The sequence below is a fragment of the Nocardia yamanashiensis NBRC 100130 genome, from assembly GCF_001613325.1.
In the GTDB taxonomy this organism is placed as follows: Bacteria; Actinomycetota; Actinomycetes; order Mycobacteriales; family Mycobacteriaceae; genus Nocardia; species Nocardia yamanashiensis.
On the sequence record NZ_BDCD01000025.1, the window covers coordinates 22,588 to 43,190 of the forward strand.

The following is a 20,603-nucleotide window of genomic DNA, read 5'->3' on the forward strand; positions in this document are numbered from 1 at the left end:
GTTCACAACCAGTTGTTGCGGTGGAAGTTCGCGTACAACGCGGCGCACAGCAGCACCATGAGCGCGATCACGGCCGGATAGCCGAAAGTCCATCGCAATTCCGGCATGTGGTCGAAATTCATGCCGTACACGCCCGCGATCATGGTCGGCACCGCCGCCATGGCCGCGTAGGCGGAGATCTTGCGCATATCGGTGTTCTGCTGGACGCTCACCTTCGCCAGCGCGGCATTGATCAACGCGCTCAGCGATTCGTCGAAATCGGTGATCTGCTCGGTCACCTGCATGTGGTGATCGGCCACATCGCGCATATAGCGCCGGATCTCCTTGGGAATCGGCATGGCCGAATCGTGGGCGAGCAGTTGCAGCGGCAGCGCCAAGGGCTTCACCGCCCGGCGCAATTCCACGACTTCGCGCTTGAGCTGGTAGACCGCCTCGATGACGATCTTGCTGCCGGGCGTGAAGACTTCCTCCTCCATCGCCGCGACATCGTCCTCCATGGCCTGGGTGACCTCGATATAGGAGTCGACGACATGGTCGGCCACCGCGTGCAGCACCGCGCCCGGCCCCAGCTTCAACTGCGCCGAATCGGCCTCCAATCGGCCACGCACCCCGGCCAATCCGGTGTGATCGCCGTGCCGCACCGTGATCACGAAATCCGGTCCGAGGAACACCATGATCTCGCCGGTGTCCACGATCTCGCTGAGCGTATTGAGCTCGTGCTCGTGATACTGCACCGTGCGCAGCACCAGGAACAGCACATCGTCGTAGCGCTCCAGTTTCGGCCGCTGATGCGCGGTGACCGCGTCCTCCACCGCCAGCTGGTGCAGGCCGAAAGTCTTTGCCACATCGGCCATCAGGGCATCGCCGGGTTCCAGCAGGCCGAGCCAGACGAAGCCGTTGCCCTGCGCCCGCACCTCGGTCAGCGCCTGCCGATAGGTGCAGTGCTCCTGCTGCCGGTGCCCGTCGAGGTAGAGCGCGCAGTCGATGATCTTGTCGGCGGGCACTTTCGGCTTCGGGTGCTTGCCCGGCGGCTCGCCGGAGCGCCCGGGCCAGTGGAAGGACGGCAGCGGCGGAATCGAAGACACGTCTGACGATGCTAGCCGCGCACCGACCGGCCGCCCGGGACCTCCGCGATCGCGCAGGCAAGATAGACCCTGTGCGTATCGATCTCCACACCCATTCCAACGCCTCCGACGGCACCGACACCCCGGCGCAGCTGATCGGCAAGGCGGCTGCCGCCGGACTCGACGTGGTGGCGCTCACCGATCACGACACCACCTCCGGGTGGGCCGAGGCGGTCGAGGCGCTACCGCCGGGGCTGACCCTGGTGCGCGGCATGGAGATGTCGTGTGTGGGCAATGGCGAGGACGGCTGGCCGGTGCCGGTGCACCTGCTGGCCTACCTCTTCGATCCTGCCGACGAATGCTTCGCGCAGGAGCGGGAACGCCTGCGCGCCGAGCGCATCGTGCGCTTGCGCGCCATCGCCGAGCACATGGCCGCCGACGGGCTCCCGGTCGATCCGGACGAGGTGATGGCTTCCGCCGGTCCGTCGGCGGGCCGTCCGCACCTGGCGCGGGCGCTGGTGAACGCCGGGGTGGTCCCGACGGTGGACGCGGCTTTCGAGGATCTGCTCGCCCCGCACGGCCGGTACTACGTCGAGAAGGCCGACACGCCGTTGCAGCGCGCGGTGGAGATGGTCGCGGCGGCCGGCGGCGTGTCGGTGGTGGCGCATCCGCGGGCGCGCAAGCGCGGGCGGCTGCTCGCGCTCGACCACATCCGGGAGCTGGCGTCGCTGGGGCTGGGCGGGCTGGAGATCGACCACATCGATCACAGCGCCGAGGATCGCGAGATTCTTCGCGGCCTGGCCGCCGAACTCGGTCTGGTAACGACCGGTTCGTCCGACTATCACGGTGCGAACAAAACCATTCGTCTCGGTGAATTCACCACCGACCCAACGCAATTCGAGGAAATCGTGGGCAAAGCCACCGGGGTGCCGGTGATCACCGCATGAAGGTGCTCCGGGGTCTGAGCGGAGTCGTGACGGGTGGGGTGGTGGTGCTGGCGGCGGTGGTCGTCGGCGCCGCGATCATCGGTGCTCGGCGTGGTTTTCCGGGCCCCGGAGCCTCCTCGGTGGCCTGGCATGTGACGGGCGCGCTATTGGCTTTGGCGGCACAGATTTTCACTGATCGGCGTCAGGGTTTCGCCGCTTTTTCCGGTTCTATGGTTGTTTTCGTCGTAGCCGGATATCTGCTGTGGACACAGTGGTGGAATTGAAATACGCATAACGGTTGCGGGCAGTTGAACTGTCCACGAACATTTGTCGATATGACCGAATTCGACGCCGATGTGCTGGTGCTGGGTGGTGGTCCCGCGGGGACTTGGGCCGCCCTGGCGGCCGCTGCCGCCGGAGCTCGGGTGATCGTGGTCGACAAGGCCCGCTGCGGCGCCAGCGGACCCACCGCGCGCGGCGGGGTCACGCTCTGGAACATCCCGCCCGGCCGTTCCCGCGACGCGGCCGTGGCACAGAACTACGCGCACGGCGGCGGCCTGGGCGATCCGGAATGGATGTACCGGGTGCTGGACGAGACCCACCGGCGTGTCGCGCAACTGGTGCAGGGCGGCTTCCGCTTCCAGGGCGAGCACGCCGCCCGGCCCGCGCGGATCTACCTGGACGGGGCCCGCTATCTCGGCCGGATGCGGCGCAGCCTGGTCATCGCCGGGGTGCGGATTCTCGACCACCACCCCGTCCTGCAACTGCTCGCCGACTCCGACGGCACCGTCTCCGGGGCGGCCGGCATCGCCTATCCGCCGCATTCCGGCGGTCTGCGCGAATGCCACCCCTGGACCGCGCGCGCCAAGGCCGTGGTCCTCGCCACCGGCGGCTGCGCCTTCCTGTCCGGCGGCGCGGGCACCGACGTGAACACCGGCGAGGGCCTGCTCATGGGAGCGGAGGCCGGAGCCGACCTGTCCGGCATGGAATTCTCCAATGCGTATTCCCTGGTCCCGGCCTTCGGCGCGGCCCCGGCCCGGACCGACCGGCGCTGCGATACCGCTGCCGCGCGTGCGGGTTCGGGCGGGTCGATGGCCGAGCAGGGGCTGGCCGGGTGGACCCACGGCGGCGGGGGCCCGCGCGGCCGCGATGCCGACGGGGTGATGGCCGAGCACGGCCGCGACGCCTGGGCCGGCGGCTCGGCGCCGTTCGCCCCCGGGCAGCTGATGCATTTCGCGACGCTCTACGACGAATCGCGGGAAGTGCTGTTCGGGCACGGATGCGGCTCGCGCGCACAGGTTTTCACCGCCATCGCCGACGGCCGCCGGGTGTACGCGGCCTTCGACGACCTGCCCGCGCCGTTGCGCGCGGAACTCGTGCAGCAGGGCGGCGCCAACTGGTCCGGGCGGGTCCCGCTGCGCGCCGTGCTGGAAGGCACCGTGCGCGGCACCGGCGGCCTGCGCCTGGCCGGACCCGATTGCGCCACCACGATCCCGGGCCTCTACGGCGCCGGGGACGTCACCACCCGCGAGCCGATCACCGGCGCGGTCAGCGGTTTCGGCGGTCAGAACGGCGCCTGGGCGATCTCGTCCGGAGTCTGGTCCGGCGCCGCCGCGGCCCGTTTCGCCGCCACCCGCCGCCGCCTCGGCAAGACCCGCCCGGTGCGGGGCGCGGGCCTCGGCGACAAGGCCCGCATCGACCCCCGCGCCATCGTCGGCCTGGTGCAGGAGCACACCCTGCCGCTGCGCCGCTCCTACTGGCGCAGCGACGGCAGCCTGCGCGACAGCATCGCCGAACTCGACGGTATGTGGCCGGGAGCGGAATTCGACCTCGGCGGCGCGGGCGCGGCCCGGCTGCGCGCCCGCCAGGCCGCCGCGCTGCTGGCCGTGGCCCGCTGGACCAAGTACTCCGCCCTGGCCCGCACCGAAACCCGCGGCATGCACCGCCGCACCGATCATCCCGGCGCGGGCAACGACTGGCGCGTCCGTCTGCTCTCCGGCGGCGTCGGCGACGTCTGGGTCCGCCCCGAACGCCTCGACGCCACCGGTTTCGACCATGCCGTCCCGGAAGCGACTCCGGCTTGACTTCCGGGTCCGCGACCGATTCGTGACTCCTCACCGCACGGTATGCGACGCCGTTGTGACACTTCTCCGCGATCGGGTTCCGACGTGGGAGTTTCCCTTAACCCGGGGGTGATCCGGGTCTCCTACTCTTCGGTGATGACGAACTACCGCGACGGGCCGTGAGGCCGATTTGGCACGTCGTCGCGGCTCCTGGCAGAATGTGTCGACCCCCGGCCGCAGCCACCGCCCGGCCCGGGAGACTCGGTGATCACGATCCGCAAACTCGCGGGTTCTTCCGGGATCACCCCGGCATCGCCCGGACCCACCCGTCCGGTTCGCTCGACGATTGTGCCGCGACACGCTTCCGTTAAGCCGTAATACTTACCGGTGCTTGCCCCGATCCAGTGGCAAGGTTCCGTCCGCAACGGCTTGTCGGGAAGTGATCCGCGCACTTCCCTTTTGAGCACAAGAACCCAATTACCTATTACCGAACGGTAACCGTCAAACGGTTGAGTCCGCATCGAGCAGGAGTGAAATCGTGTCACCCGTGACTGAAGCAGTGAATGCCACCCAGGCCACCCCCGCGCCCGCCGCCGGGAATTTGGCCGACATCACCACGGAAGAAATTTTCGCCGGTCATTTGGGCGGCAAGCTCTCGGTCGAACTCACCGCGCCGCTGGAAACCCAGCGCGACCTTTCCATCGCCTACACCCCGGGCGTGGCGAAGGTGTGCCTCGGCATCGCCGAGGACGAATCCCTCGCCAAGACCTACACCTGGGCCGAGCGCCTCGTCGTGGTCGTCTCCGACGGCACCGCCGTGCTGGGCCTGGGCGATATCGGCCCGCGCGCCTCGCTGCCGGTGATGGAGGGCAAGGCGGCCCTGTTCAAGAAGTTCGCCGGACTCGACTCCATCCCGCTGGTGCTCGACACCAAGGATCCGGACGCGATCGTCGAGACCCTGATCCGCCTGCGCCCGAGCTTCGGCGCGGTCAACCTGGAGGACATCTCCGCGCCGCGCTGCTTCGAGATCGAGAAGCGCGTCATCGAGGCCCTGGACTGCCCGGTCATGCACGACGACCAGCACGGCACCGCCATCGTGGTGCTGGCGGCGCTGAAGGGCGCTGCGGCCCTGCAGAATCGGGATATGTCGGCCCTCAAGGTCGTGGTGTCGGGTGCGGGCGCGGCCGGTGTGGCGTGCACCGAGATCCTGCTCGCCGCGGGCGTGCCGGACATCATCGTGCTCGACTCCAAGGGCATCGTGTCGCAGGACCGCACCGACCTGAACGACGTCAAGGCGGATCTGGCCAAGCGCAGCAACCCGCGCAATATCACCGGCGGCCCGGCCGAGGCGCTCGCGGGCGCGGACGTGTTCCTGGGCCTGTCGGCGGGCACCATTCCCGAGGAGCTCATCGCCTCGATGGCGCCGGAGTCGATCGTGTTCGCCATGTCCAACCCGAACCCGGAGATCCACCCCGAGGTGGCGGCCAAGTACGCGGCCATCGTGGCGACCGGTCGCTCGGACTTCCCGAACCAGATCAACAACGTGCTCGCCTTCCCCGGCGTGTTCAAGGGCGCGCTGGACGTCGGCGCGCGCCGCATCACCGAGGGCATGAAGGTCGCCGCCGCCGACGCCATCTTCGGTGTGGTGGCGAACGAGCTGGCCGTGGACAAGATCATCCCCAGCCCGCTGGACCCGCGCGTCGCCCCGGCCGTGGCCGAGGCCGTGGGTGCGGCCGCCCGCGCCGAGGGCGTGGCGTGAGCTGACCGTCGCTGCGCGACAAGCGAACAACGAGGGGCCCCGTCCTACTGGACGGGGCCTTTTCGCTGGCGTGATTCGCCTCCGGCCGGGCTCAGTGCGGCGTCGCCACGGCCGAGACGAATTCGGCCAGTTGCGCGTCGCTGATGTTCTTGGCCAGATCGGATTCGCAGATCATGCCCATGAGCTGATTGCCCTTGCGCATATCCAGCACCGGCATCCGCTTGATCTGGTTCTTCTCCATGACGTCGAGCACCTCGCTGACGTCGGTGTCCATATCGACCGACCAGACCCGGCCCTGAGCGAGATCACCGGCCCGCACCCGGCTCGGATCGTGTCCTTCGGCGATGCATCGAATGACGATGTCGCGATCGGTGAGCATGCCGATGAGCTGGTCACCATTGCAGATGGGGAGTGCGCCGACATCCATATTGCGCATCATCTGGGCCGCGCGGTCCAGGGTCTCGTCCGCCGGGATACATTCCGCACTCCGGTGCATGATGTCGCGAGCCTTCACTTGCAACCTCCTGATTCGGATGGGTTTGCCACGCAACATCGTGACCCCGATCACAGGCGGTGGTCAATGCGAGTGTTTCAAATGTGACGCCCACCGGCCGGGACCGTGCCGCGTCAGTCTGCGGTGACCACCGGGCGGGCGGTGAGTTCGCCGGGACGGCGCCAGCGCCGCACGCCGGGCGCGCTGGCCCACACCACGAAGGCGAGCAGACCGTCGAGCAGCAGCGCCAGCGCCGCCACCAGGATCGCGCCGACCAATACCCGGTCGTATTTGTAGAGCCCGATGCCGTCGAAGATGTAGCGTCCCAGCCCGCCCAAGTTCACGTAGGCCGCGATGGTGGCGGTCGCGACCACCTGCAGGGTCGCGGCGCGCAGGCCGCTCAACAGGATCGGCAGCGAATTGGGCAGTTCGACGCGCAGCAGGATCTGGGTTTCGGTCATGCCCATCGCGCGCGACGCGTCCACCACGGTCGGATCCACATTCGCCACCCCGGCGTACGCGCCCGCCAGCAGCGGCGGAATTCCGACGGTGAGCAGCGCCAGCAGCGGCGGGATCAGCCCGAGTCCCATGAGCAGCACGAAGAAGGTGAGCAGGCCCAGGGTGGGCAGCGCGCGCATGGCATTGGCGAAGCCGACCACCAGCGCCGAACCCCTGCGGGTGTGCCCGATGATCATGCCGATCGGCACCGCGATCACCACCGACAGCGCCACGGTCAGGAAGCTGTACCAGAGATGCTGCGCGATGCGCATGCCGATCCCGGTGTCGCCGGACCAGTTCGAGCCGGTGGTCAGATACTCCCAGGCATCCAGGAAAAGGTTCATGCCGCAGGGCCTTTCGCCTCGGCGGTGCGCAGCCACGGCGTGGCCAGCCGGCCCAGCAGGTACAGCAGCCGGTCGATGACGAGCGCGAGCACCAGCACCACGATGATGCCCGCGATGATCTCGTCGGGATAGTCGCGCTGATAGCCCTGGGTGAACAGTTTGCCGAGCCCGCCGACGCCGATCAGCGCGCCGACGGTGACCGCGGAGATATTGGTGACCGCCACCACGCGCAGGTTCGCGATGAAAACCGGTAGGGCGAGCGGGAATTCGACGGTGAGCGCCCGGCGCAACCGGGTGTATCCGATGGCGTCCGCGGCGTCCAGCACGGTGGCGGGCACCGCGTCCAGGGCGGCCGGGACCGCCACCACCAGCAGCGCCACCGAGTAGATGGTCAGCGCGATCACCACATTCAGCGGATCGATGGTGGAGATACCGAGCAGCGGCGGGATGATGACGAACAGCGCCAGCGACGGAATCGTGTACGCGATACCGGAAATCGTGACCGTGGCCCGCCGCAGCCAGGGCAGCCGGTGGGTGAGCGCGCCCACCGGAATCGCGATGGCCAGACCGATGAGCAGCGGCAGCAGCGCGAGCACCAGGTGGGTGCGGGTGAAACCCGCTATCTCACCGAAATTGTCGAGGAGGTACCTCACTCGCGGGCTTCTTCCTCGAAGAAGTGCAGGTTGCGCTGGTTGTCCTCGCCGGCGCGCTGGCGGGCCAGTACTTCCAGCACGTCACCGGCGAGCACGCCGCCGCGCACCGCGCCCGAATCGTCCACGGCCACCCCGATTCCCGAGGGTGAGGAGACGGCGGCGTCCAGGGCCAGGCGCAGATCGCCGCCGGGCGGGAAGAGCGAACCGCCGGCGGCCATGCTGTCGTGCAGGGGTTTTCCGGCGCGATGGCCTTCGACGCCGGTGACGTCGATCCATCCGAACGGATGCCGGGCCTCGTCCACGATCAGCACCCACTGCCCGAGTTCCAGTCGCAGCGAATCGATTTCGCCGGCGATGGCGGTGACGATCTCGTGCAGCGGCACCTGATCGGCGGTCCGGAACGACAGCGCCCGGTAGCCGCGATCGCGGCCGACGAATCCGGCGACGAAATCGCTGGCGGGCTGGGCCAGCACGTTCTGCGGGGTGTCGTACTGCTGCAGCCGCCCGCCCGGCCCGAACACCGCGATGCGTTCCCCGAGCGCCACCGCCTCGTCGATATCGTGGGTGACGAAGACGATGGTCTTGCGCAATTCCGCTTGCAGCCGGAGCATTTCGGTTTGCAGTTCGGCCCGCACCACCGGGTCGACGGCGCTGAACGGCTCGTCCATCAGCAGCACGGGCGGGTCGGCGGCCAGTGCTCGTGCCACGCCCACGCGCTGCTGCTGCCCGCCGGACAATTGCGCCGGATATCGTTCCGCCAGACCGCGATCCAGGCCGACCCGGTCCAGCACCTCCAGCGCCGCCCTGCGGGCTTCCTTGCGGCGCGCGCCCTTCAGCATCGGCACCGTCGCCACATTGTCCACGACGGTGCGATGCGGCAGCAGGCCCGCGTTCTGGATCACGTATCCGATACCGAGTCGCAGCTTGACCGGATCGACCTTCGAAATATCCTGTCCGGCAACGGTGATCGTCCCGGAGGTCGGGGTGATCATCCGGTTGATCATGCGCATCGAGGTGGTCTTACCGCAGCCGGACGGGCCGACGAACACGGTGAAGGAACCGGATTCGATGCGCAGATCCAGGTGCTCCACCGCGGTGGTGCCATCCGGATAGGTCTTGGTGACGCCGCTGAACTCGATATCGGACACCGGGTTTCTCCTATCCGATCGGCTTGTCGAGCCCCTGCGCGGCGACCCAGTTCTTGGCGGCGGCGGCCGGTTCGGTCTTGCTGCTGCCCGAGACCGCGGTATTGAGCGAGATGAGCTGCGCGGTGGTGAGTTTCGCCGAGACGGCGTTCAGCACGGTGAGCAGTTTGTCGCTCTTCTTGGCGGTGTTGAACAGCGGCACCACGTTCTGCGCCGGGAAGTTGTGCTTCGGATCCTCCAGCACCACCAGGTTGTTGGCGGCGATGGCGGGGGAGGTGGTGAAGATATCGGCCGCGGTCACCTGGCCTTCGACCAGCGCGCGCACGGTGGCGGGGCCGCCGCCGTCGGCGATCGGCACGAAATTGCCGCTGGAGATGTCCAGGTTGTAGTTCTTCTTCAAGCCGGGCAGGCCGCCCGGCCGTTCCTGGAATTCGGCGGGCGCGGCGAACTTCACCTCGGCCGAATGCGCGGCCAGATCGGCGATGGTCTTCAGGTTCCAGCGGTCCGCGGTGGCGCGGGTGACGACGACGGCGTCGGAATCCTCACCCGGGGCGGGCGTCCCGATGGCGAGCTGATCGCCGAGGGCGGCGGTGAGCGCGGCGTTGACGTCCGTGGCCGAGGCGGCGGTGGCGTTCTTGTCCAGGTATTGCAGCAGGTTGCCGGTGTAGTCGGGGACCAGCGCGATGGAGCACTGCCGCAGCGCGGGCACGTAGGCTTCCCGGCTGCCGATATTCAGCTTGGTGTCGATTGTGAAGCCGTTGGCGCGCAACGCTTCCGCGTACACGTTGGCCACGGTCTCGGATTCCGGGAAGTTGGCCGACCCGACCGTGAGCTGGTTGGTGTCGGTGTCACAGCTGCCTTTCCCGCCGGCGAGCGGATCGGAATCACCGCAGGCCGACAAGGCCATGGCGGCGGCAAGGGCGACCGCGGCGGCGAGTACCTGTGCGACTTTGAGGGCTGGGCGTAGTCCGCTACCGCGGCCACGCTTGCTGAGCAGGGACTTCACTGCTGTCCTTCCGACGTCCCGGGCAGTTCGGGTGGCGGTCGCCGGCCGGTGACTTGATCGAACCGGGGCCGTCCAGGGTGTCCATCTTGCCTGGTCCGGCTCCGCCCCGCTGCCTTCCCCGTGTCCGTTTCGCGGATTTCGTGCGTGCCCCGCTCCGGTTTCCGTGGCTTCGGGAGGGCAAACTATTGCCCGTGCCCTCGCTGCGTACCGCCGTCCTGCTCCTGACCGTGGCCCTCACCGCCGCGGCCTGCGGCAGCTCCGACACCCGCCCGGTACTCACCATCGGCGCGGGTGATTCCGTGCAATCCGGCCTGCTCGCCGAGATCTACGCCCAGGCCCTGTCCCGCACCGGCGCCCGCACCGCCGTCGACCCCGGCCTGGGTGACCGCAAAGCCCTACTCGCCGCACTCGATTCGAACACCATCGCGGTGACCGCCGACGTCAACGGCGACCTGCTGACCGCCCTGGACTCCACCGCCCAGGCCCGCAAACCCGACGCCGTCACCTCCGCCCTGTCCGCGGCCCTCCCCGAAGGCCTCACCGTCTCCGACCCCGCCGACGCCACCGACCTGCGCCCCACCCTCGCTATAGCCGCCACCCGCACCCCCGAATTCCCCACCACCCTGAAAGATCTGGCCCCCCACTGCCCCGACCTCACCGTCGGCATAGCCACCGGCCCCGCCCTCGACCCCATGCGCGCCCCCCTCGCCCCCCAACCCGACGTCCTCACCCCCCTGCGCACCGTCTACCACTGCGACCTCCCCCAGCCCATCACCTACCCCACCGACGCCGACCTCCGAAAAGCCCTCCTGACCCACGAAATTCAACTCGCCGTCTTCTCCGGCCCACCCGCCTTCCTCTCCGAAGGCGCGGCGGACCTGACCCCGATCACCGACCCCGACTACGCCTTCCGCACCGCGAACATCCTCGCCCTGCTCCGCAAGAACACCCTCTCCACCGATCAACTCCGCAAGTTGAACTACGTCTCCGGCGAACTCACCACCACCGAACTCGCCGACATGATCCACCAAATCCGAGACAACCACGCCCTCCCCTCCTCGGTAGCCCGCACCTGGCTCGACGCCCACGCCCTCTGATCACTCCACGCTCGCGTCAAGTTGTTGTATCGCAGTGCCTTTCGATGAATCGGCGGGGGCGCTGCGGGTAGGGTGTCGATAACGCTCCGGGGGCGCCGATCGCTGCGGGGCGGCGTGCAGGGGAGGGAACGTGTCCAATCTGGACGAACGTATCGGCGATGCCGTCGAATGGTTCCAGCGCAGCCAGCTGCCCGACGGCCGGGGCGGAGCCGGGTGGGGCTGGGTCTCGGATGTGCCGCCCAATCCGCAGAATACGGCCGAGGTGGTGTGCGCGCTGGCCCGGGCGGGGCGCCCGGTCCCGCGGGTGGACGAGGTTTCCGCGCTGGTGCGGCAGCCGGTCATTCAACGGGACGAACGCGGCGAGTGGGCTTTCCGGACCCCGATCGATCTGTCCTGGCGGCTGCGGGCGCTGCACTGTCTCGGTGCGCCGGAGACGGATCCGGATGTCGTCGCGGGGCGGGACGCGCTGATCGCCGAGGCCGATGCCGGCACCGGCGGCTGGCGGCTGTCGGATCGGGTGGGACCGGTATCGATCACCTCGACCGCCAATGCGATCCAGGCCCTGGCGCCGCTCGCGGCGTCCGACGAGAACGTGGCGCGAACGGTGCTGCGCGGCACCGGATTCCTGGTCGAGTCGATGCTCGATCAGGATCCGCGAGTGCAGCCGCTGTACGCGAGTGCGCATGTCGCGACCGCCCTCGCCCGGCCGGAGATCGCGGCGGTGGGCGGCCGCCGGGTCGAGCGGGCGCGGGATCTGGCGGTGCAACGGCTGCTCGCGGGTCTCGGCAATGGGGATCCGCAGATCGAGGAGGAACCGTTCCGCCGGGGCGATTTCGCCGATACCTGGCGGCACCTGGCGCTGCATCTGACCGTCGGGGCGCTGCTGACGGCGGAACCGAAGACGATCTTCGATCCGGCAGTACGGAACGCCCTGACACAGCTGCTGGACCTGCAGGAAACCGGGCCGCTGCGGACGCACCGGGGCGGATTCCGGACTTCGCCCGAAGGCTTCGTCACCTCCTTCGCCACCACCCAGGCGCTGGAGGCGATGCTCGGCGCCCGTCAGGTGGTGAACGAGAACGTCAATCCGGCACGGATTTTCGACATGATCTGCCAGGAACAGGGCCGGCATCACGCCGACGCGCAGCGGGTGGTTTCCCTGCGCGGGCGCGCGGTGGTGATGAACAGCCTGGCCGGCGCGGCATCGTTCGGGCTGGGCGGGGCGGCCGGTTTGACCATCGCCATGCTGGCGATCGGTTTCGGCGACGAGCTGGGCAAGATCGGCAGCCGGGCCCTGGTGGTCTGGGGCATGCTGTTCCTCGCCCTGGGCACGCTGGCCGCGGTGACGACGAGATTCCCGGCCGCGTCGAAGCGGGGGATCGCCGCGGCCGTCTTCGCGGGCTACACCGCGCTGGCGCTGCCGATCGTGTCGTTCCTGCTGGCGTGACCGGCTACCGGTCCATCGGGCTGCTGCTGGCGGGCACCAGCCTGTGGGGGATATCGAGCGCCCTCATCGCCGCGGTGGCGCGCACCGGGTTCACCTCGGCGGCGCTGGTGGCGGCGGGGGGTGCGACAGCGGTACTCGGTGTGGCAGTGCTGCGGGGTGACCGGCCCTGGCGGATCTTCCGTGACGACTGGTCGCTGTACCTGCGCTTGGGCGTGCTGGAAGCGGTCAATCTCGCGCTCTACATGGCCGCGTTGCGCATCGGCCCATTGCCGATGATGGTGGCCCTGCATCTGTCCGCGCCGGTGCTGCTCATCGTCGCCCGGCTGGCAACCCGGCGCAGGTCCTTCAGTTTCGCTGTCGCAGTGGAGCTTTCGCTGGTGGCGATGGCGATTCTGCTGGTGTCGGGCCGGCATCCGGGCACGCTGTCGAGCACCGGCGTGCTGCTGGGCTGCGCGCTATCCCTAAGCAGCGCAGCGTGTGTCGCGGCTTTGATCACCGTGGTGGCGGGCGCGTCGCGGGGTCGCGGTTCGGTGGCCTCGGCCGGACTGCAATTGGCGACCGCCGCGGTTCTCGGTCTGCCGTTGCTGCTCATCGCACCACCCGAAGGGCCCGCGAGCCTGGCGCTGATCGCCATCGGCGCGGGCTTTCTGGGCCCCGGTTTCGTCTGCTACTGGTGGGCGCTGCGTACCGTCGACGCGCCGACCGCGGGCATCGTCGGATTGAACGAGGCGGTCAGCGCGTCGATCGTGGGCGCGGCGGTGACCGGAAGTCAGCTCACCCCGGCTGTACTCGGGGCGGGGGCGCTGGTGCTGCTGGCTATCGGGCTGGAAGTTCGATCGACTCCGAACTCTGATGGGCCGCCGCGACGAACCGCGCACACGACTTCGGATCCTTATCGCCGTTGACGGTCTCGACCCCGCTGTTCACATCGACGGCGAACGGCCGCACTGCGGCGATGGCGTCGGCGACATTGCCGGCGTTCAGGCCGCCCGCCAGGATCACCGGGCGGCCGAGTTCGGCGAGCGCACGCACGATGGCGGCACTGATGGACCAGTCGTGCGTCTTGCCGGTGCCGCCGAGGCGGCTGGCAGTCCGGGAATCCAGCAGTACCGCATCGCAATCCGCGGCGGCCGCCCGCGCGGATTCGATCGCATCCGATCCGGTGACGTGCACCGCCTTGACGATCGTCCGCCCCCCGGCCGATTCCCGGACGCGGCGCACGGTTTCGGGGGTGACGAGGCCGTGCACCTGAATGGTGTCGGCATTGATCCGGGCGGCCAGGCTCGTAATGGCCTCGGCGTCTTCCAGATGCGTGACGAGCACCCGGTTGACGAATGGCGGTACCAGCGCCGAAAGCTGCTGCGCGACCGACTCGTCCAGCGCGTCCTCACTGAAATGCGTTACCCCGCAGATGAATCCGACCGCATCGGCGCCCGCCGCCACCGCGATGCGCAGGTCGGACTCGGAGCGGATTCCACAGATCTTCGCGCGCACCGTCACGCATCCATCCTAGTCGGGCGCGACCGCGCGGCACCCGCGATCAGGGGCGCAGGGCGGTGGCCAGGAGGGGGTTCAGGGTCAGGGCGGTGAGGGAGTCTACGAGCATGTCTATGAGGGTTTCTCGGGTGATGGGGGCTTCGCGGAGCCAGGTGAGGGTGGTTTCTTCGACGAAGGCGATCCAGCCTCGGACGGCGAGGGTGAGGCGGGGGAGGTCGGTGTCGTCCACGGGGATGGGGGATTCGGTGAGGATGCGGTTGACCTGGGCGTTGCGGTGGGCGTCGACCATGGCGGTGAGTTCGGGGCTGGCGCTGGCGGGGCCGCGCAGCAGGGCCAGGTAGGAGGTGCGGTTCTCGGTTACGTAGTCGACGTAGCGTTCGATGGAGTCGCGGAGTTTGGCGTAGAGGTCCAGGTCGGGGGCGGGGGCGGTGCGTTCCAGGAGTTCGGCGTTGGCGTGCTGGATGATCGCCAGGTGGAAGTCCTGTTTGGTGGGGAAGTAGTGGAAGAGCAGGCCGCGGGAGATGCCGGCCTGATCCGCTATCTCGGTGATGGACACGTCTTCCAGGGAACGGCCCCGGAGCATTTCCACGCCCAGGGCGATGAGCTGGCGGCGGCGTTCCTCGGGGCTCAAGCGGGTGCGTTTGGTCCCGGTGTCGGCGCTGGTGGTGCTGCGTTCCTTGCTCACGTGGCCTATCCTACTGAACGCGAGTCAATACTGTTGACTCCTACTCAATAAGCACCTAGGGTTAGGTACATGAGTCGCAAGGTTACAGACAAAGCTGTCGGCAACCGGGAAGCCCGGCATGCGCACGTGATCATCGTCGGCAGCGGATTCTCCGGGCTGGGGCTCGCCATCCGGCTGAGTCAGCAGGGGCGTGACGACTTCCTGGTGCTCGAGCGCGGCAATGATGTCGGCGGCACCTGGCGGGACAACACCTACCCGGGCGCGGCCTGCGATGTGCCGTCGCAGCTGTACTCGTATTCCTTCGCGCTCAATCCGGAGTGGTCGCGCTCGTTCTCCAAGCAGCCGGAGATCCAGCGCTACATCCAGGGCGTCGCCGACAAGTACGGCGTGCGCGACAAGCACATCTTCGACTGCGAGATGACCGGCGCGCAGTGGAACGACGCCGCGGCGCGCTGGGAGATCCAGACCTCGCAGGGCCCCTTCACCGCCGATATCGTGGTCTCGGCCATCGGCGCGCTGTGTGAGCCGAACCTGCCGGATATCAAGGGCATCAACGACTTCCAGGGCGAGATCTTCCACTCCGCCCGCTGGAACCACGACTCGCAGCTGGACGGCAAGCGCGTCGCCGTCATCGGCACCGGCGCCTCCGCCATCCAGATCGTCCCGGCCATCGCGGGCAAGGTCGCGCACCTGGACGTCTACCAGCGCACCGCGCCGTGGCTGCTGCCGCGCATGGACCGCCCCTACCTGGCCCCGGAACGCTTCGCGTTCAAGCACATCCCGGGCGTGCAGGCGCTGTCCCGTGCCGCCATCTACGCCGCCCGCGAGACCCAGGTGGTGGGCCTGGCCAAGTTCCCGCCCGCCATGCGCATCTTCGAAACCATCGCCCGGGCAAAGATTTTCGCCGAAGTGCGGGATCCGGAACTGCGCAAGAAGGTCACCCCGGACTTCCGGATCGGCTGCAAGCGCATGCTGATCTCCAACGAGTACTACCCGGCGCTGGGCCGCGACAATGTCGAGCTGGTGACCGACGGCATCCAGGAGATCAAGGCCGGCTCCATCGTCACCAAGGACGGCACCGAGCGCGAGATCGACGCCATCATCGTGGCGACCGGCTTCCACGTCACGGATTCGCCTGCCTACGACACGGTTTCGGGCAAGGACGGCCGCACCCTCGCCGAGGTCTTCGACGCCATCGGCCAGCAGGGCTACAAGGGCTCGGCCATCCACAACTACCCGAACCTGTTCTTCATGCTCGGCCCGAACGTCGGCCTGGGCCACACCTCGATGGTGTACATGATCGAATCGCAGATCAACTACATCGCCGACGCCGTCGCGCAGTTCGACAAGCTGAAGCTGCGCACCGTCGAGGTCCGCAAGGACGTGCAGGACGAGTACAACGCCGAACTCCAGCGCAAGCTCGAGGGCGCGGTGTGGAGCACCGGCGGCTGCGCCTCCTGGTACCTCGACAAGCACGGCAACAACACCACGCTGTGGCCGGACTTCACCTTCCGATTCCGTAGCCTGCTGGAGAAGTTCGACGTGGCGGCGTACGAGACCACCTCCGCCGCGCCCGTCGCGCAAGCCGTCTAAGCCATCCTCGACAACCGAAAGTGGTAACCGTGAGCAACGATGCTTACTTCCAGGGCAAGGTCTGTGTCATCACCGGCGCGGGTTCCGGCATCGGCCGGGCGCTGGCGGAGAACCTGGCCAAGCGCGGCGCGGATCTCGCGCTCTCCGATATCGACACCGAGGGTCTCGCCGAGACCGTGCGCCGCTGCGAGAAGTACGGCGTGCGGATCAAGTCCGATCGCCTGAACGTGGCCGAGCGCGAGGCCGTGCTGGTCTACGCCGACGAGGTCAAGAAACACTTCGGCAAGGTCAACCAGATCTACAACAATGCCGGTATCGCCCACCACGGCGACGTGCTGAACACCTCGTTCAAGGACATCGACCGGATCATGGACGTCGACTTCTACGGAGTCGTCAACGGCACCAAGGCTTTCCTGCCGTACCTGATCGAATCCGGTTCGGGCCACGTGGTGAACGTGTCCAGCCTCTTCGGCCTGATCGCGGTCCCCGGCCAGAGCGCCTACAACGCCGCCAAGTTCGCGGTGCGCGGCTTCACCGAGGCGCTGCGCCAGGAAATGCTGATGAACGGCAGCCCGGTCCAGGTCACCTGTGTGCACCCGGGCGGCATCAAGACCGCGGTGGCGCGCAATGCCACCGTCGCCGAGGGCCTGGATCAGAAGAACCTGGCCGCGCTGTTCGACAAGCAGCTGGCCCTGCATACCCCCGAAATGGCTGCCCAGGTCATCACCGAAGGCGTCCGCAAGGGACACGGCCGGGTGCTGATCGGCTGGGAGGCCAAGGCTCTCGACCTCTTCGTGCGCACCACCGCCTCGTACTATCAGCGGATTTCGGCTGTGGTGCAGAAGCGCTTCCTGCCGTAGGAATTTGGATATGCCAGAACTGAATCTGCCACTGCCCCTTGCTCGTACGTTGCTGAACCCGGTCTTCCGGGTGATGCTGCACCATCGGCTGCCGTTCCCGGTGCAGCGGGCGCTGATGAACGCGGGCGCACCGCTGCAGGGCGCGCCCCGGGGCATCCATGTGGAGAAGGTCCGCCTGGGCGGCCGCCCCGCCGAGAAGGTGACGGTGGGCCCGGTCTCGGACGCGGCCACCGTGCTGTACCTGCACGGCGGCGGTTACGCGGTCGGTTCGCCCGCCACCCATCGGGGGCTGGCGGGGCTGCTGGCGCGCGAAACAGGTTGTGCGGTGCAGGTTCTGGACTATCGCCTGGCCCCGGAGCACCCGTATCCGGCGGCTCTCGACGATGCCGAGGCGGCGTTCCTGGAACTGGTCTCCTTCGGTTTCAAGCCGGAACGCATTGCGGTGGCCGGTGATTCGGCCGGCGGCGGGTTGTCGCTGGCGCTGGCCGAGCGCCTGCGCGACCGGCACGGGTTCGTCCCGGCCGCGCTGGGCTTGATCGCCCCGTGGACCGATCCGAACGAAATCCCGGACCGCCAGCGCGATCTGGTCATCAACAAGCCGTGGTCGCGCGCCTGCGCCGCCGCCTACCTGGGCGACGGCGACGGCAACGACACCGGTTACGCGCCGCTGCTCGCCGACCTGGCCGGACTGCCCGCCACCTACGTGCAGGCCGATGTCGACGAGCTGCTGCACGGTCAGGCCGTCCGCCTGGCCGCCAAGCTGGAAGCGGCGGGTGTTCCGGTGCAGTTCACCGAGACCCGCGGCCTCTGGCATGTGGCCCAGTTGCAGGCGTTCCTGGTGGCCCCCGCCGCCGCGGTCACGCGTGAACTGGGGGAGTTCCTACGGCAAGCCTTGCGACCTGCGCAAACCCGGTCCGTAGGATAGTGACGAAACACAGGTGACGGCCGTCGGATCGGGTGTTGTACCACCTGATCCGGCGGTCCGTGGGGCGTTGCCGGTAACCGTGGCGTAAATTACCCGCCAGTATCAACTTTGTGGAAGGGCAGCGATGCGAGAGTTCGAAGTCCCGGCTACCTACACCATCCCGGAAAACGCCAATATGTCCGATGGCGCCTACCGGCATGCGGAGAAGACGCCCGACCTGGTCGTTTTCAATACTCCGAATGGCAAGGGCGGCTGGAACGACGTCACGGCGACCGAGTTCGCGAAGACCGTGACCGGTGTGGCCAAGGGCCTCGTCGCCTCCGGGATCGAGCTCGGTGACCGCGTCGCCATCATGGCCGCCACCTCCTACGAGTGGGTCGTGCTGGACTTCGCCATCTGGGCGGCCGGCGGTTGCACCGTCGCCATCTACGACTCCTCCTCGGCCGAGCAGGCGCGCTGGATCCTCGAGGACTCCGCCACCAAGCTCACCGTGGTGCAGAACGACAAGCATCGCGCCACCATCGCCGAGATCGAGGGCGGGCTGGGCGAGCTGGCCGAGGTGCTGCAGATCGACCAGGGCGCCATCGCGACCCTGACCGAACGCGGTGCGGGCCTTGACGATTCGGTCGTGCACGAGCGCCGCGGCCAGGTGAAGGCCGCTTCCCCGGCCACCCTCATCTACACCTCCGGCACCACCGGGCGGCCCAAGGGCGTCATGCTCTCGCACGCCAACCTGTACGCCGAATCGGCCGCCGACCGCAGCGCCATGAGCGAATTCCTGCGGCCCGGCCGCAAGTCGCTGCTGTTCCTGCCGCTGGCCCACGTGTTCGCGCGCGCCGTCGCGCTGGCCGCGTTCGACGCCGGCGTCACCGTCGCGCACACCGCCGACTGGTCCACGCTGGTCGAGCAGTTCGGGCAGTACAAGCCGAACTTCATCCTCTCGGTGCCGCGCGTGTTCGAGAAGGTGTTCAACGGCGCCAAGCAGAAGGCGCACGACGGCGGCAAGGGCAAGATCTTCGACTACGCCACCGAGGTGGCCATCGAATACAGCCAGGCGCTGCAGTCCGGCAATGTCGGCCTGGTGCTCAAGCTCAAGCACACCGTCTTCGACAAGCTGGTGTTCAGCAAGCTGCGCGAGGCCATGGGCGGGCAGTGCGAGTCGGCCGTCTCCGGCGGCGGACCCCTGGGCGCGCGCCTGGGCCACTACTTCCGCGGCGCGGGCGTCACCATCTACGAGGGTTACGGCCTGACCGAGTCCACCGCGGCCGTCAGCGTCAACACCCCCAAGCACATCAAGGTCGGCTCGGTCGGCCGCCCGCTGCCGGGGCATGGCGCCAAGGTCGCCGAGGACGGCGAACTGCTGATCAAGGGCCCGGTGGTGTTCGCCGGGTACTGGAAGAACCCGGAGGCCACCGCCGACGCGTTCGACGCCGACGGCTGGTTCAAGACCGGTGACCTGGGCGCCATCGACGAGCAGGGCTTCATTTCGATCACCGGGCGCAAGAAGGAGATCCTGGTGACCGCGGGCGGCAAGAACGTCTCGCCGGCCATGCTCGAGGATTCGCTGCGGCAGCACCCGCTGATCAGCCAGGTCATGGTGGTCGGCGACGGGCAGCCGTTCATCGGCGCGCTCATCACCCTCGATCCGGAGGCGCTGCCGGGCTGGAAGGAACGCAACAATATTCCGGCCGAGACCACCATCGAGCATCTGATCGAGAACCCGGCGCTGGTCGCGGAGATCAACGAGGCGGTGGCGAACACCAACAAGCTGGTGTCGCATGCCGAGGCGATCAAGAAGATCCGCATTCTGCCGGTGGATTGGACTCAGGAGGGTGGGGAGCTCACCCCGAAGATGTCGCTCAAGCGCAATGTGGTGATGAAGCAGTACGCCGCCGACGTGGACGCGATCTACGGCGGCTGATCTGCGTCGTAAAGACCACGGAGCCCGGGCAATTCGCTCGGGCTCCGTTCTTTTCCGGCGGGACCGATGAATTTCCGCTGGGCGTACCGTCGTAGCTGGTGAGTGGGCTGCGGCCCGCTCCAGAGGCCGACGACAAAGGAGCACACCCATGCCTACCGCGAACCCGTACCTGATCTTCAATGGCAATTGCGAGGAAGCGTTCGTGTTCTACGCGTCCGTGCTGGGCGGAGAGCTTCGGCTCACCCGGTTCAGCGATATGGAAGGCGCCGGGGAGATGCCGCCGGAGTTCGGTTCGCGGGTCGCGAACGTGGCGTTGCCGTTGAGCGAGACGAATCTTCTCTATGGCTCCGATTGCCCGCCCGGACAGGACATCGACAACACGCGGGCCGGGTTCACCGTTTCGCTGGAGGTCGAATCCGCCGAAGAGGCCGAGCGGCTGTTCAATGAATTCTCGGCCGGTGGCGAGGTGACCATGCCCTACGGCCCGACCGAATGGGCGGAAGCTTTCGGCATGGTCAACGACAAGTACTCGGTGCCGTGGATGATCAACTTCACGGGCTCGAAGGGGTAGCGCCCCGGCGTCACCGTAACGTCATCATTCGCGCCCGCTCACGGGTCCGTTCCAGC

Annotated in this window: 20 protein-coding genes; 12 read left to right on the forward strand and 8 right to left on the reverse strand. The window is 68.1% G+C overall.

Annotation, left to right across the window (positions count from 1 at the left end; all coding sequences use genetic code 11):
- Positions 1 to 2: 2 nt before the first annotated feature.
- Positions 3 to 1,085 (reverse strand): magnesium/cobalt transporter CorA, encoded by a 1,083-nt coding sequence (corA, locus tag NY1_RS28895; RefSeq protein ID WP_084535525.1) that lies wholly within the window; start codon positions 1,083 to 1,085, stop codon positions 3 to 5.
- A gap of 71 nt (positions 1,086 to 1,156) precedes the next feature.
- On the opposite strand from corA, the gene NY1_RS28900 reads away from it, so the two are divergent.
- The 4 genes from NY1_RS28900 to NY1_RS28915 all read left to right on the forward strand — a co-directional run bounded on the left by NY1_RS28900 (position 1,157) and on the right by NY1_RS28915 (position 5,812).
- Positions 1,157 to 2,011, forward strand: a complete 855-nt coding sequence (locus NY1_RS28900) for a PHP domain-containing protein (protein WP_067720148.1) — start codon at positions 1,157 to 1,159, stop codon at positions 2,009 to 2,011.
- Positions 2,008 to 2,274: a hypothetical protein gene (locus NY1_RS28905; protein WP_067720149.1), complete on the forward strand. Its 267-nt coding sequence runs from the start codon at positions 2,008 to 2,010 to the stop codon at positions 2,272 to 2,274. The genes NY1_RS28900 and NY1_RS28905 overlap by 4 nt, the downstream gene beginning before the upstream one ends.
- Before the next feature lie 51 nt (positions 2,275 to 2,325).
- Positions 2,326 to 4,074: an FAD-dependent oxidoreductase gene (locus tag NY1_RS42230; protein ID WP_084535527.1), complete on the forward strand. Its 1,749-nt coding sequence runs from the start codon at positions 2,326 to 2,328 to the stop codon at positions 4,072 to 4,074.
- 517 nt (positions 4,075 to 4,591) lie between these two features.
- Positions 4,592 to 5,812, forward strand: a complete 1,221-nt coding sequence (locus NY1_RS28915) for an NAD(P)-dependent malic enzyme (RefSeq protein ID WP_408639241.1) — start codon at positions 4,592 to 4,594, stop codon at positions 5,810 to 5,812.
- A gap of 91 nt (positions 5,813 to 5,903) precedes the next feature.
- Here the strand turns inward: NY1_RS28915 and NY1_RS28920 are convergent, their stop codons facing one another.
- The 5 genes from NY1_RS28920 to NY1_RS28940 form a co-directional block, all read right to left on the reverse strand.
- Positions 5,904 to 6,326: a CBS domain-containing protein gene (locus tag NY1_RS28920; RefSeq protein ID WP_233434541.1), complete on the reverse strand. Its 423-nt coding sequence runs from the start codon at positions 6,324 to 6,326 to the stop codon at positions 5,904 to 5,906.
- A 113-nt stretch (positions 6,327 to 6,439) separates the two neighbouring features.
- Positions 6,440 to 7,147: an ABC transporter permease gene (locus tag NY1_RS28925; RefSeq protein ID WP_067720151.1), complete on the reverse strand. Its 708-nt coding sequence runs from the start codon at positions 7,145 to 7,147 to the stop codon at positions 6,440 to 6,442.
- A complete protein-coding gene (locus NY1_RS28930) occupies positions 7,144 to 7,800 on the reverse strand; it encodes an ABC transporter permease (protein WP_067720153.1) in 657 nt (218 codons plus the stop codon). Before NY1_RS28930 ends, NY1_RS28925 begins: the two co-directional genes overlap by 4 nt.
- Positions 7,797 to 8,948 carry an ABC transporter ATP-binding protein gene (locus NY1_RS28935; protein WP_067720155.1) on the reverse strand — a complete coding sequence of 384 codons (1,152 nt, stop codon included), beginning with the start codon at positions 8,946 to 8,948 and terminating at the stop codon, positions 7,797 to 7,799. The genes NY1_RS28930 and NY1_RS28935 overlap by 4 nt, the downstream gene beginning before the upstream one ends.
- A 10-nt stretch (positions 8,949 to 8,958) precedes the next feature.
- Entirely contained in the window at positions 8,959 to 9,852 is an 894-nt protein-coding gene (locus NY1_RS28940; protein ID WP_067720157.1) for an ABC transporter substrate-binding protein, read from the reverse strand.
- A gap of 290 nt (positions 9,853 to 10,142) precedes the next feature.
- Here NY1_RS28940 and NY1_RS28945 point away from each other — a divergent pair, with 290 nt between their 5' ends.
- From NY1_RS28945 to NY1_RS28955, 3 genes are all read left to right on the forward strand, one after another.
- Complete coding sequence (locus NY1_RS28945) at positions 10,143 to 11,048, forward strand: glycine betaine ABC transporter substrate-binding protein (RefSeq protein WP_169815416.1); 906 nt, start codon at positions 10,143 to 10,145, stop codon at positions 11,046 to 11,048.
- 130 nt (positions 11,049 to 11,178) lie between these two features.
- Complete coding sequence (locus tag NY1_RS28950) at positions 11,179 to 12,495, forward strand: prenyltransferase/squalene oxidase repeat-containing protein (RefSeq protein ID WP_067720161.1); 1,317 nt, start codon at positions 11,179 to 11,181, stop codon at positions 12,493 to 12,495.
- Positions 12,492 to 13,400 carry a DMT family transporter gene (locus NY1_RS28955; protein WP_067720163.1) on the forward strand — a complete coding sequence of 303 codons (909 nt, stop codon included), beginning with the start codon at positions 12,492 to 12,494 and terminating at the stop codon, positions 13,398 to 13,400. Before NY1_RS28950 ends, NY1_RS28955 begins: the two co-directional genes overlap by 4 nt.
- Here the strand turns inward: NY1_RS28955 and NY1_RS28960 are convergent.
- Both NY1_RS28960 and NY1_RS28965 read right to left on the reverse strand, forming a co-directional pair.
- Complete coding sequence (locus NY1_RS28960; RefSeq protein ID WP_084535532.1) at positions 13,312 to 13,995, reverse strand: phosphoribosylanthranilate isomerase; 684 nt, start codon at positions 13,993 to 13,995, stop codon at positions 13,312 to 13,314. The two genes, NY1_RS28955 and NY1_RS28960, sit on opposite strands and share 89 nt — an antisense overlap.
- Positions 13,996 to 14,035: 40 nt before the next feature.
- Complete coding sequence (locus tag NY1_RS28965; protein WP_067720165.1) at positions 14,036 to 14,677, reverse strand: TetR/AcrR family transcriptional regulator; 642 nt, start codon at positions 14,675 to 14,677, stop codon at positions 14,036 to 14,038.
- Positions 14,678 to 14,746: 69 nt separating this feature from the next.
- Between NY1_RS28965 and NY1_RS28970 the strand changes: the two genes are divergently transcribed.
- From NY1_RS28970 to NY1_RS28990, 5 genes are all read left to right on the forward strand, one after another.
- The gene (locus NY1_RS28970) at positions 14,747 to 16,270 is read left to right on the forward strand and encodes a flavin-containing monooxygenase (protein WP_067720167.1); all 1,524 of its coding nucleotides are present in this window, start codon (positions 14,747 to 14,749) and stop codon (positions 16,268 to 16,270) included.
- A 29-nt stretch (positions 16,271 to 16,299) separates the two neighbouring features.
- A complete protein-coding gene (locus NY1_RS28975) occupies positions 16,300 to 17,130 on the forward strand; it encodes an SDR family NAD(P)-dependent oxidoreductase (RefSeq protein ID WP_067720169.1) in 831 nt (276 codons plus the stop codon).
- A gap of 10 nt (positions 17,131 to 17,140) precedes the next feature.
- The gene (locus NY1_RS28980; protein WP_067720171.1) at positions 17,141 to 18,055 is read left to right on the forward strand and encodes an alpha/beta hydrolase; all 915 of its coding nucleotides are present in this window, start codon (positions 17,141 to 17,143) and stop codon (positions 18,053 to 18,055) included.
- A gap of 124 nt (positions 18,056 to 18,179) precedes the next feature.
- The gene (locus tag NY1_RS28985; RefSeq protein ID WP_067720173.1) at positions 18,180 to 19,976 is read left to right on the forward strand and encodes an AMP-dependent synthetase/ligase; all 1,797 of its coding nucleotides are present in this window, start codon (positions 18,180 to 18,182) and stop codon (positions 19,974 to 19,976) included.
- Positions 19,977 to 20,124: 148 nt separating this feature from the next.
- Positions 20,125 to 20,547, forward strand: a complete 423-nt coding sequence (locus tag NY1_RS28990; RefSeq protein WP_067720175.1) for a VOC family protein — start codon at positions 20,125 to 20,127, stop codon at positions 20,545 to 20,547.
- The last annotated feature ends 56 nt before the right edge of the window (positions 20,548 to 20,603 follow it).